Here is a 12,046-nt window from a genome sequence, read left to right on the forward strand (position 1 = left end):
TTTCATGAACATGATCAGTGAAAGAACAATTATGACTGCAGTCATTACCGGTGCATCTTCCGGTCTGGGCAGGGAACTTGCTATTCAGTCTGCTTCCAGGGGCATGCTTCCGATTCTTCTGGCGCGCTCTCATTCAGGACTTCTTCAAACCATGTCAGCCGCGTTGGAAGCACTGCCGGAAGAATACAGCTGGCTGAAGAAGATCGCAGATGAAAATGAACTTTGTATATCCTGCGATCTGGCTCTGGATCCAGCGGCTGCCGCGGAGCAGGTACGCAGCTGTATGAAAAAATTGGCGGACCGTTCTGATGCTGCAGCTGCCAGGCTGATGTTGCTGGTCAACAATGCCGGTGCCGCTTCTTTTGGCGATTTCGCGGGTGAACGGATAGCGGATCTCAGCCTGCAGATCCGTCTGAATTTCGAAGCAGCCGTAGTATTTACCCATTCACTGCTTGGCTTGGCTGGAAAGGGATGTCAGATTATCAATGTATCAAGCACAGCGGCTCTCTGTCCTGGACCTGGTATGGCTTTGTACTATGCCAGCAAAGCTGGTATGCTGAGCTGGAGCAGGGCGCTGGAATTTGAGCTTGCAGGTAATGGGGTGCAGGTGCTGTCTTATTGTCCCGGTCCACTGAAGACAGGTTTTGTGGAAAAAGCAGGTGTTCAGCAGCGTGATTATCTGGATTCTGCGCCGGATGCTGCCACAGCTGCAGGAAATCTTATGAACAGGGTATACAAGCGGAATAAATGTCGGGGACTTTACATTTATCCCTTTAAGTACAGGCTGCTTGCAGTTTTGCAGCACTGGATTCCACAGAATATTGCAGTTTCAGCTGTCATGCGCGAGCTGCAGCGGAGAAAGGGAGCCGTCCAGTGAGTGATTCAGCTGAAACAGGCAGGCAGCAGGAATATGCCGGGTTTCGTTCTCAACGGCTACGTCCTCAGGAAGGATCCTTGTGGTATCCGCTGGACAATGCTGCCAAAATTTTTCCTCCGGTGCAGGGGGTCAGATCATCAACCTTGTTCAGGCTGGCGGCAGTTGTTGATCATCCCGTTAAACTCCCCGCGCTTGAAACGGCTCTTGAACGGGTTATGCAGCGATTTCCCTATTTCCAGGTTGAGCTTTGCCGGGGGTTCTTCTGGTACTACCTCGAAAAACTTGATTCAGCACCGGGAATCATGGCTGACGGCCAGTCGCCCTGTATGCGTTACAATGTACGGCCTCGTGGAACATTTCTGATCAGGGTACGGGCATACAAGTACCGCATTTCGGTTGAGTTCTGTCATATACTAACAGACGGAACCGGGGCATCAATGTTTCTCAGGTCGCTTGTTACAGAATACTTTCGGCAATCCGGCGTTGATATAGCTGACTGGGGGGACATTCCTGACCCCGATGATGATCCTCAGGCGGGCGAATTCCGTGATGCAAACCAGATTCTCGGCATCGAGGAATTTCCCAAGCCGGTCAAACGGAATCCAGCTTTTCATGTGCAGGGGCAGATTTTGCCACGTCATTGTTACGCCGTTATAACCGGTCTGCTCTCTGCCGCTGCAGTCAAGGACCGTGCCCGTTTTTTTGGAACCAGCATTACGGCATATCTGACTGCTGTGGTTTTTTATGTGTACCAGGAATATATTTACGATCAACCAGATTCCAGAATGCGCCGTTGGAAGCGAAAACCGCTCAGGGTACTTGTGCCTGTGAATCTGAGACCTTTCTTTCCAAGCAGGACACGGAGAAACTTCTTTGTTTTCATCGATCCTGAGATTGATCTCAGGCTAGGTAGATATGATTTCCCGGAGATAATTCACAGGGTTCACAGTTATATGCAGCTTGAAGTTAACAAGAAAAATCTGAGCCGGCATCTGAGCAGGAATGTCGGCAGCGAGCGAAGTTGGTATGTGAGAATTATACCGCTCAGGATCAAGGATCAGATCCTGAAACTGGTGTATCGCCTGGCAGGAGACCGGACGAATACGACGAGTCTTTCGAATCTTGGCCGTCTGTCTTTTCCTGAGGAGATTTCCGGCAGAATCAGCTGGCTGGAATTCATCCCTCCTCCGGCTCCTGTATACGGTCTATCTCTGGGTGTTGTTTCGCATGCTGATAGTCTGGCTGTGAGTTTTGGAAGCTTGTTGGAAGAGGCAGAAATAGAGCGTAGATTTTTCCGCTTCCTGAGGAAAGACGGGTTGCATGTGAAAATAGTTTCGAATCGTGATAAAACCGGAATCGGGAGGTAATATGCCATATTGTTCAGAATGCGGAGTGGAGCTGGATCCTGAGGTATCTGCATGCCCCTTATGTGGAATCGAGATATGTAAGTCTCATGCTGCGCCAACTGGTTCCCAGGATTATGCCGAATCGAATGAGATCGAAGATATGCTTGCACATCGCCCGCCGGGATATGAGCGGAAACTCGCAATGCAGATTCTGTCTGTAGTCTTCGTCACTCCGATTCTTGTATCCCTGGTTGTGGACTGGCTGCTCAGTGGACAGGCAACCTGGTCTCTTTATGTCGGTGTTTCTCTGGCAGCATTATGGGTTTATAGTGTGTTTCCGCTTTTATTTTACCGGCATCTATGGCTGATTCTCGGTGCCAGTATTTTTATGACAGGGTTCCTGATGTGGGCAGTAGATGTTCTTGATCCCCGTGCACGCTGGTTCTGGGGAATCGGGATGCCTATTCTAGCCGTGTTGGTGCTTATAGTGGCAATGGTCACTGGTTTTTCCCTGCTTTCCAGAAGAAGAGGTGCCAATATAGCTGCCTTTGTTCTTCTGGGAATCATCGGGTTCTGTACCGCCATTGATGTAATTACGAAAATCTATGTCGAGAGTTCTGATCCGCTCCTCACATGGTCACTTATAATTGTCGCTGCTCTGCTGCCTGTAGCCGGGTTTTTGCTGTATTTTCACTATGCACTATCGAAGAAGATCAACCTGAGAAAGAAGCTCTATCTTTAATAATCAGAAACTGCTTGAGCGGGCCAGAAAATCGTCCATCAGCTGAAGGATCAGGTCTTTGTTGCGGCCTGTTTCCTGATGCAGATTATGTTCGGCTCCCGGGATAATGTGAAAAGTGCCATTGATGATCCTCTTCTGTAGGTACTGAAGGTTGTAGTCTACATCCAGGACCCGGTCTGCATCTCCCTGCAGTATCAATGCTTCCGTGAACAGGCTACCGTAGTCCCGGTTCTTTCTGTCCCAGTCGATGAGAGACCGCACCCAGCTCAGTTTGGTGTAAGGCCGACGCAGGGGATCGATTTCTGCAAGCTGAATAGCCTCTTCATTGCGTGTAGCAGTACCTGCGAATCCCCGTAGAGATTCCAGCGGGAATGGGCTGAAGGCATGAGTTCCTATCCATGCCCATTCCCAGAAGCGGTTTCTGATCAGCGGAGCAAGCAGGATGATCTTATCCGGCTCAGCTGGTTTAGGATCTACTGCATACAGATATTCCAGAATTGCTGCAGCACCGGTACTGTGTCCGACAAGGATCAATGGTTTACTTTTGTCATATGGAAAGTGAATCAGTCCGTATTCCAGAGCCTGCCCGTAGTGGTGGAAATCCTGAATACTGGCATCAGTTCCACCTGATAAGCCATGGCCGGGTAGATCCAGGCAGTGAACGGAATAGTTCCGCTCCAGAAAGAATCTGATTAATGGTTTCATGAGAGCGCTGTGATCGAGGTACCCGTGGAGAATAATCACTGTGCCGATAGCATCTTCCTGAATAAGGCTGTGGAGGAACAGTGAACCCGATGGAGCTTCGATGCTCCCCAGTACATAATCGTTGGGGTCAATATTTATGGTGTAAAAGCGGCTGACCCGGTGTAGTAATTCATGGTTCAGTTCAAGAGCGTTCGAAGGGTAGGGCAATGCAGCGGCTGCCTCAAGTTGTTGTCTGCTGAAACCCGCCCCCGGCAAAGCGCTCATGGACTGGGTAAAGACAAGCCCGGCAGCGATCCAGAGGACAATCACAGCAAGAGATTTCCGCTTAGATCTGTATTGTATACACATGACTGTACTGATTACCATATTGATTCCTCAGGATTTCCTGTAGTCCTGCGGCCGCATCATCCGCAGCCTGTTGATCAGGGAAAACCGCGAAAAACGCGCCCCCTCCGCCAGCCCCGCTCAGTTTGGCTCCTGTGGCGCCGGATTGCCTCAGGTATGCAAGTAGATCATCTATCTCCGGAGTTGAAACACCCAGGTGTTGCAGAGAGCTGTGAGCACGGTCTGCGATCTCTCCCGCTTTCTGTGGACTGAGCTGATGATCTTCAAGTAATTGTATCACTTCCGTTGCGCAGTTGCCAAGATTCTCCATGTGCTGCCTGAACAAATCCGGTTTGAGAGTTTTCAGTGTATGTATGTGCTGTACGAGTTCTTTTGTGCTTCTGGTCCTGGGTATTGCTCCTGCCAGAATCCATATGCCCGGGCTTCTGAGGGATTTTCTGTCCGGAAGACCAGAGGAAAAGGTGAATCCCTGACAGCCTTCGTATACCGATAGCCCTGTATCTATTCCGCTTGGGGTACCGTGGAATTCCTGTTCCAGAAGATTGGCTGTTTCCCATATCCATTCCGGGTTTCTGCTGGTGTCGGAATACTGCAGAACGGCCCGAATCAAGGCTGTGCTGAATGAAGCAGACGAGCCGAAGCCGGAGGAAAAGGGGACGCTTGATCTGATATAGATGCTGATGTTCCCTGGTAATCGCTGCATTTCCGGAAGCAACAACTGTAAACGCTTCCAGACATTAAAGGCTGCTTCGTGAAATTGCGGGGGCAGTCCATGTATGATTGGCCCCCTGACTGTAGTCTGCTGTCTGTGGTACAAGCTGATTTTGGTGCTCAGCGAAAGGCTTGTGCCTACAGCCGGGTATCCGTGGACAGCTGAGTGTTCACCGAAGAGCAGCAGCTTACCGGGAGCTTCGCCGTAGGCATCAGCCTTGCGGTTTCGCGGAGCCTCGATACCAAGGTAGAGTGCTTCAGCTGCCGGGGCCTGCTTCCAGGCAAATAGCAGTATGGTTTCATTGCCGGCACCGGAAGCTTTTATAACTTGCTGTCTGTGTGACATGCAAATTGCTTCGAGCTTTTGTGAAAGAGCGGAAGTTGCCGGAACTCCGATTTTTTTTCCTATTTGTCTACCCAGGTCAGCAGCCTGTGTAATAAAAGCCGAAAAGTCTTCTCTGGATTGCAGCGATTCTGCTGTAGAATGAATCCCGGCGTTCATGGTCCGCAGTTTGCTGCAGTATTCAGGTTCTGAGTCACGGAAAGCGGTAAATGCTGCTATAGAGGAAGGCGTCGAGACACTCTCTTCGGAATTTATAAGCCAGCAGGGTTCAATAAGATCTTCCAGATGTGGCAGGTTTTTCCAATGCGGCTCTGATCCACCTGTAAACAATCCGGCGCTGCCGTTCAGGCTTGCCAGAATATCGTATCCGCTTCCTCTGCCTCCCTGAAATCTCCGGTGTGCTCTGACAGCCAGCAGCTCAAGTTCCCGTTGTCCGAGCTGCATTTGTGAGGGGAGCAAGGTATTTAGCGCTGAACAGAGACCGGCACAGACAGCTGCACTGGAAGCAAAACCACGTTTCCTGCCGTCGCTGTGAAAAAAGCGGCTGCTGTCAATATAGATGCAGGCCGGGCAGCTTTCTGCCAGTGTTGAAAGTGGTGATTCAGGCAGGCTGTTATCCCATTCCAGACATACAGACTGCAGCAGCGGTTGGCATTCAGAACTGTATATTGCACACTGATCTGCAGCAGCGAGTACAGCATTCTGCTGTTCATGTGCTTTATTTCCCCAGCGGCTTTTTACGCTGATGACACGAGGAAGAGAACTGTCGGTCCGGGGAATAATCCGGAAATCCACATGAGGTGCTGATGCAAAGGCTATGCCTGTTCCGCCTTCCTCTGTTATCCAGTACTCCCCGCTGACCAGAAAAGAAGCTGGCATGCTGAACGAGAACTTGCCAGGCTTGGACATCAATAATCCTCCTGCCTGACAATTGGACCTGAACCTACCGACGCACAGAAATAGTTAAGGTGTGGAAACAGGGTCTTCAGATCGGCTTCTATGCGGGGAAGCTCTTTCCTGGTGCAGATCAGTTTGACCTGAGGTCCCGCATCCATGGTCTCCCAGATTTCCAGACCCTTCCTGCGCCATTCTGCTGCCTGATGAATAAGCGCAACACTGTCCGGAAGCCAGTATAGAACCGGCGGATCAGCTGCGAACATACTTCCGAACATGGCCATGTAGCTTCTGCGCATTATCGGACCGAGTTTCGAGAGATCTCTTTCGGCAACAGCCTGTTCTGCAGAAATCTGCAGATCAGCAGATAACTCAATCCAGGCCTGATAATAGTCAGAGGTCTTTCTGGTCAGTTCCATTGCATCACGTGATCCGACCGGCTTACTGCCGGTATGCACCATAACAACAATAATCTGCAGATCTGGCCAGTGCTCATGACCGAATAGTTGGGATGCCGCCTCAGCCCCTGCAGGGAAGGAAGTGAATCCTCCGAACACGGCCCTCGATGCTGATCCAGATCCGCAACGGGCAAGTCTGGAGAGTTCACTGTTGTCGAGTTGGAGTCCTGATGCACGTGCCAGACCGATTGCCAGGGCTGCAAAACCACTGGATGAGCTGGCTATCCCTGCGGATGTCGGAAAGTTGTTGCTGCTGTTGATTTCAAAGACAAGCTTTTTTGCCTGTGGGTATCTTTGCCGGAAATAATCAAGGAAACTGTTGATTTTCGGGTCGTTCCGGACTTCGCCGTTAAGTATCATGCGATCCTGTTTGCTGTCCTGAATCAGACGTATGTCGGTGCTGGTATTCAATCCGGAAAGGCTGACAGCAATGCTGCCGGTGGCCGGTATATTGAGTCCTGTTTCAGCCTTTCCCCAATATTTCACCAGGGCCAGACTCGGTTCTGTTTGTACATGTGTCATTCTTTTTCCTGTATATGGCTAGTTGGAACTCTGCAGTCTGCAGATTGAAAACACCGGCATCTGTTATACCCTGGGCTGCGGCTGCAATTTCCTCACCCCGTGCACCGGCCTGATATGCAAGTCTATGAGCATGAAAACGCATATGTCCATGTTGAATACCCTCGGATATCAATGCAGAGAGTGCTGCAAAATTCTGGGCCAGACCGAGAGCCGCTGCAACACGGCCAAGATCTTCGGCGGATTCTTTCTGCAGGATGCGGAAGGCAGTCCGGGTTACCGGATGAAAACCGATCGCACCACCTACACTCCCCAGCGGCACAGGAATCTCGATTTCACCATAGAGATTGTCCTCATCCATGTAATACCGGGATAGCCCCCTGTATGATCCGCTGCGTGCTGCAAAGCGGTGTACTGCAGCTTCCAGTCCTCTGGTGTCATTTCCGGTTGCCAGTGCCAGCGCTGTTATGCCGTTCATTATTCCTTTGTTGTGGGTTACGGCTCTTGATGGATCTTCCTGTGCCAGTCTGGATGCCCTGACTATTCTCTCCGCCAGTGTCCTGCTCTGAATGCCTCGTCGTCTGAGCGCTCGGAGCGGCAGACAGAATGATGCTCGTGCCAGCCGTTGTGGAGAATCATTAGTAAGAATAGCCATAAAACCTCGGCCGCCGTAACGCTGGGCAAGTACTGGTTTAATGTGTTCGGCTGCAGTGTTGAGAATATTTGCTCCCATTGCATCTCTGACATCAATGTGAATCTGTATCCGCAACAGTTCAGATGCCGGCAGATATACAGCATCACATCCGCGATATCCCCCTCCGCGTTTTGTCATTCCAGGGATCAGTTCCTCGCATACATCGGAGAGCAGGTGGTCGAGTTCCTGGAGTGCTGCTGTTGCGGTGGCCGGAGCATCAGGATCATTGGCTCCCTCGCATAGAGCTCCTACCGCATCGGGTGATGGATCTTCAAGGAATATCTGGGCTGTCATAATCGGATCATCAATATCTGTACGGATCCCGCCGCCATGCGAGAGCATTTTACCCCCATAAGTGGCGGCAGCAATAACAGAAGGTTCTTCGGTAGCCATTGGTATATTCCGTTCCTGTCCGTCGATCAGCATACTGCTGGCTATGCCCAGAGGAACAGGCAGTACACCACTGGCTGACTCCACCATTACATCGGCTAGATCCAGCAATCCATGAAAGGGACCACTGTAATCGAACTCCTCTTCAGGTATCTGGTACAGTTCCGAAAGAATCACCCGGCGTTTATGGACGGGGAGTTTTCTGAAGTCATTCGGCAGGTGCTTGATGTTCTCTTCTATCATGTACTGTTCCTCTGCATCAGTTTGCCAGGTACGCTCGGGCATCCGATGCTAATGTCTCCGAAACCCAGATTCGATTGTTACGGAATTCTTCGAGATTCTGCGATCCGCTGAGCACCATGGCTGAATGCAGTACCGTCCCGACATGACGGATAATATTCAGTGCGCCTTCTACGCCATCTTTATGTACGGCCCGAATGAAGGGCAGTGCAAAACCTGCAGCTTCAGCACCCATTGCAATCGATTTGGCAACGTCCATGCCGCTGCGAAGGCCCCCACTGGACAGAATTTTATGTTTTGCTGTTTTCCCGGATCTCAGCGCTTCCAGAATCAGGGCTGTTGGTGTTCCCCAGGTATGGAATTCATCAGCAGCATTTTTCAAAGCTGGATCTTCCCGGTACGACTCGACGCTGATCCAGTTTGTACCTCCGCTGCCGGCAATGTTCACATACTCGACGCCGGCATCCCAGAGTCTCGCTGCAGAATCTGGATCAATTCCAAAGCCGGTTTCCTTGACTATCACCGGTACGGGCGAAATTTCCACGAATCGGGCTATTCCGTCAAGTACTCCGCGGAAATCCCTGTCACCGTCAGACTGAAAAAGTTCCTGGCCGGGATTCAGATGAACTGCGAGTGCTGAGACTTCAAGCCGCTTGAGCATTTCACTGATTTCCTGGCCGTTCATATCTCTGAGCTGCACGCCTCCCAGATTAGCAAAAATCGGTACATCCGGTGCAATTTTGCGTAAATAGAAATGATCGAACACCTCAGGCTTCCGAAACAGAATCCTGATCGAGCCCATTCCGACAGCGATACCTGCTTCCTGGGCGGCTTGTGCCAGTTTCTTGTTGAGTGCATAGCCATGCTCGGAACCACCGGTCATGCTCGATATAAAGAAAGGCAGCCGCACCTGCTGTCCAAAGAAACTCATGCTGCTGTCCACCTGGTCCACCATTAGTTCCGGCAGCGGTTTGTGGCGGAAGTGAACCTCTGAAAAGCGGGTATTCCCGCCCTCTACATTGTATTGTTCTTCATCTATACAGATATCCAGATGCTGAGCCTTGCGCAGTCCTAAATCCCTGTCTGCTTCATTGCTCATCGCTTTTCCGGTACTCCCTGTATCCGTCTTCACGGATGGATTGGAGGAAAAAACCCGGGCCAATTTGTCCGGTTTTCTTCAGACTTTCGTTGAGTTCATCCCTGTCTGTCGGCGTGCTGAGCCACAGAAGATACGCTTCGAGGTTTTCATCCTGTTCATTCGTAAATACTGCTTCCAGATCCCATGAGTCAATTATCCGGGGGGCAGATTCTGCGATGCTGGCTCTGAATACCATCATGGTATTACCTGAGCCATAGCTTGCGATCATTACATTTTTTCCGACGATTTCATCGCCGAAATGCTGTCTGCGTTCCTGCAGTGCAAAAGTCATCGCCAGATATGCCGAACCGGAGTATATGTTTCCTACTCTTGTACTTGCCTCGAGTGATTCCTGAAAACCACGTTCCTCAAGGAAGCGGTCTGCGTCTTCCTCATTCAGATCCAGATGTTTCTGTACGGCGTTTTTCAGCGCGGTCAGGGCCATGTTTCTGAATGGTACATGCAGTACAAAGATATCAGTCTGCAACAGTGCGTCTGCGGCACTGACTCCAAGTCTCTCGGCATGGTCAACCAGGGCAGAATCGAAGGCCTCATGGTAGCATTGTACGGAATAGCCTCCCTTTACCTTTGCGGTAATGCTGCCCAGAGGACGGAAAAAATCATCCACATCGTTTGAACAGTAGCCTGCTGAATCAAGTTGAAATTCAAGCAGTTCAGGATCCTTTTCAAGGTACATGGCCACCGCACCTGCTCCCTGAGTGATTTCGGCAGTTGACGGCGCTGTATATCTGGCAATATCTGAACAGATAACCAGTCCTGAATCATCCCCTCTTCCTGCTGTCTGCAGCAGGGCACCGATTCCCAGCAGTGACACCGTTCCTCCTGCACAGGCGTGCTGCACCTGAAAGGAAGATAGGCTGCTGGGAATCGGTACACCGCTGCGCTGCAGCATCCCCTGCACGTAGGCGGAAATCGGCTTGGAGTGATCGACCGATGTTTCAGTTCCAACCGCAATATACCGCAGACTGGCAGCGCTTTTATCCCCGCGCTTTTTCAGCAGACCAAAGGCTGCATCTGCAGCAAGGGTCACGCTGTCCTGTCCGGTCAGCGGAAAACGAATGGACTTCTGTCCCGTTATGTCTATTGCGCGCTGCAGTTTGGTTTCCGGAAAACCATCATTCTCTACCCGGAATTTCTTCAGTTTTTCCAGCCCGATTTTTCCCGGGGGAATATAAATATGAATATCACTGATACCTACACTGTTTCCGCTCATTTCTTCTCCTTCATATTCTATGAATCTCAATATACTGCAAAGTTAGCTTAATGGAAAAGGAAGAGAGCAAAAATCAGTCCTGTCGACTGTACATTGCGGAATGTTCCGCATGAATTTTATTGGAATTAGCCAGTTTGCGGGCCAGCAGTCTGGCCAGGAACAGTCCATAGTGCGGGTATTTTCGAATTATTCCGACAAAGCGTTCGCGGGGAATCCGGATCAGACGGCCACCTGTTTCTACCATAACGGTGGCATTGCGGCTGTAGTTCAGCAGAAACGACATTTCTCCCATGAATATATCGGAAGGGGACAGGGTTCCCACCTTTTCACCCTTGTGGTACACCACATAGTTCCCGCTGATGATGTAGTAGAGATAATCATCCTGTTCACCTTCCCTGAAAACGATCTCACCCCGGCTTACGGTAAGTATTTCCTCATTTTCAAATCCGGTTGGAGCTATCCCTTTTTCCCCGTTGTAGTGAGGGAATTCAAGCAGCACCTTATTACCTTTTTTATTGTAGGCTAGCCGTGATGCAAGTTTTCTTGCCATCATAATACCCCTTCCGTTCAGGGCATCCAGTCTGTTGCGGATGATTTTTTCTCTGTATGCTTCTACATCAAAGCCTTTTCCTTCATCACGTATTCTGAATCTGGTGAAATCGTCATGAGTTTCCCAGGAAAAATGTACGACCCGGTCCTGTACTGCAGGTATCATGCATTTCTCATCTACCAGATCGAGAGTCGAACCGCCTCCGGCAAGATACTCCGCTTTTTCTTCCATGGTAATCTCACAGTTTCCGTGCTCTATGGCATTGAGCAGCAGCTCTGTCAGCACAATCTGCAGCTGAACCCTTCTGTCGCTGTCGATAAGTCCGTGATGTGCCAGCGAAACGGTTGCCAGACCGGCATAGATCGGAACGAGGATAGGATTGTTCTGTAGAACAAAGGAAGCGCTCACATGCATGACCAGCTTCCGGCTGAGATCATGCTGAAATATAAGCTGATGGTTCTCCCGGATCACATCAATCGCCAACGGGAGCTGCAGCCGGGCGCGCTGGTAATCATAGACTGCAAGGAGATTGATGTCGCTCAACTCCGTCAGGAGTTTTTCCTCATTGGTTTGATTCCGGTCGAACAGACCGATTATTCCGAATGAGTGCAGCCAGCTGTCGGTCTGGATAATTGTAATAAGCTCTGAAAGCTGTATCCGGGCGTCACTGCAGTCGATTATAACTATTTCTGGAAGTTCAAAATTCAGGTATGCGGTCACGGCATCGGTTGAGCTGAGTACACGCAAGGTATCTTTCGTTTCGGGACGCTCACTGAATCCCTGCTGTATTGATTCAATTATTTCTGTCTGACCTGAAATTAGTGCTACCATTTGTTACTCCCAAAACACTATAGCATTGC

Annotated in this window: 10 protein-coding genes; 3 read left to right on the forward strand and 7 right to left on the reverse strand. The window is 50.3% G+C overall.

Translation table 11 applies throughout. The features are described from left to right. The first annotated feature begins 4 nt into the window (after nt 1–4). The 3 genes from ACYQ2L_RS02820 to ACYQ2L_RS02830 are packed head-to-tail and all read left to right on the forward strand — an operon-like array spanning nt 5 to nt 2,965. Entirely contained in the window at nt 5–877 is an 873-nt protein-coding gene (locus ACYQ2L_RS02820; protein ID WP_460050824.1) for an SDR family NAD(P)-dependent oxidoreductase, read from the forward strand. Next, nucleotides 874–2,244: a hypothetical protein gene (locus ACYQ2L_RS02825; RefSeq protein WP_460050826.1), complete on the forward strand. Its 1,371-nt coding sequence runs from the start codon at nt 874–876 to the stop codon at nt 2,242–2,244. Before ACYQ2L_RS02820 ends, ACYQ2L_RS02825 begins: the two co-directional genes overlap by 4 nt. A gap of 1 nt (nt 2,245) precedes the next feature. After that, nucleotides 2,246–2,965: a hypothetical protein gene (locus ACYQ2L_RS02830; protein WP_460050828.1), complete on the forward strand. Its 720-nt coding sequence runs from the start codon at nt 2,246–2,248 to the stop codon at nt 2,963–2,965. A gap of 3 nt (nt 2,966–2,968) precedes the next feature. On the opposite strand, the gene ACYQ2L_RS02835 is transcribed toward ACYQ2L_RS02830, so the two are convergent. The 7 genes from ACYQ2L_RS02835 to ACYQ2L_RS02865 all read right to left on the reverse strand — a co-directional run bounded on the left by ACYQ2L_RS02835 (nt 2,969) and on the right by ACYQ2L_RS02865 (nt 12,017). Continuing rightward, nucleotides 2,969–4,036, reverse strand: coding sequence for an alpha/beta hydrolase (locus ACYQ2L_RS02835; protein WP_460050830.1), 1,068 nt, complete (start codon nt 4,034–4,036; stop codon nt 2,969–2,971). After that, complete coding sequence (gene mvk / locus ACYQ2L_RS02840; RefSeq protein ID WP_460050832.1) at nt 3,996–5,978, reverse strand: mevalonate kinase; 1,983 nt, start codon at nt 5,976–5,978, stop codon at nt 3,996–3,998. The genes ACYQ2L_RS02835 and mvk overlap by 41 nt, the downstream gene beginning before the upstream one ends. After that, nucleotides 5,978–6,943: a diphosphomevalonate decarboxylase gene (gene mvaD, locus ACYQ2L_RS02845; RefSeq protein ID WP_460050834.1), complete on the reverse strand. Its 966-nt coding sequence runs from the start codon at nt 6,941–6,943 to the stop codon at nt 5,978–5,980. Before mvaD ends, mvk begins: the two co-directional genes overlap by 1 nt. Then, nucleotides 6,885–8,267: a hydroxymethylglutaryl-CoA reductase, degradative gene (locus tag ACYQ2L_RS02850; protein ID WP_460050836.1), complete on the reverse strand. Its 1,383-nt coding sequence runs from the start codon at nt 8,265–8,267 to the stop codon at nt 6,885–6,887. Before ACYQ2L_RS02850 ends, mvaD begins: the two co-directional genes overlap by 59 nt. Nucleotides 8,268–8,283: 16 nt before the next feature. Continuing rightward, nucleotides 8,284–9,363 carry a type 2 isopentenyl-diphosphate Delta-isomerase gene (fni, locus tag ACYQ2L_RS02855; protein WP_460050838.1) on the reverse strand — a complete coding sequence of 360 codons (1,080 nt, stop codon included), beginning with the start codon at nt 9,361–9,363 and terminating at the stop codon, nt 8,284–8,286. After that, on the reverse strand, nt 9,353–10,636 hold the full coding sequence (locus ACYQ2L_RS02860) for a hydroxymethylglutaryl-CoA synthase family protein (protein ID WP_460050840.1): 1,284 nt from the start codon (nt 10,634–10,636) through the stop codon (nt 9,353–9,355). Before ACYQ2L_RS02860 ends, fni begins: the two co-directional genes overlap by 11 nt. Before the next feature lie 73 nt (nt 10,637–10,709). Next, nucleotides 10,710–12,017, reverse strand: coding sequence for a cyclic nucleotide-binding domain-containing protein (locus ACYQ2L_RS02865; protein ID WP_460050842.1), 1,308 nt, complete (start codon nt 12,015–12,017; stop codon nt 10,710–10,712). Nucleotides 12,018–12,046: the final 29 nt, after the last annotated feature.

The sequence above is a fragment of the Spirochaeta dissipatitropha genome (assembly GCF_054657935.1).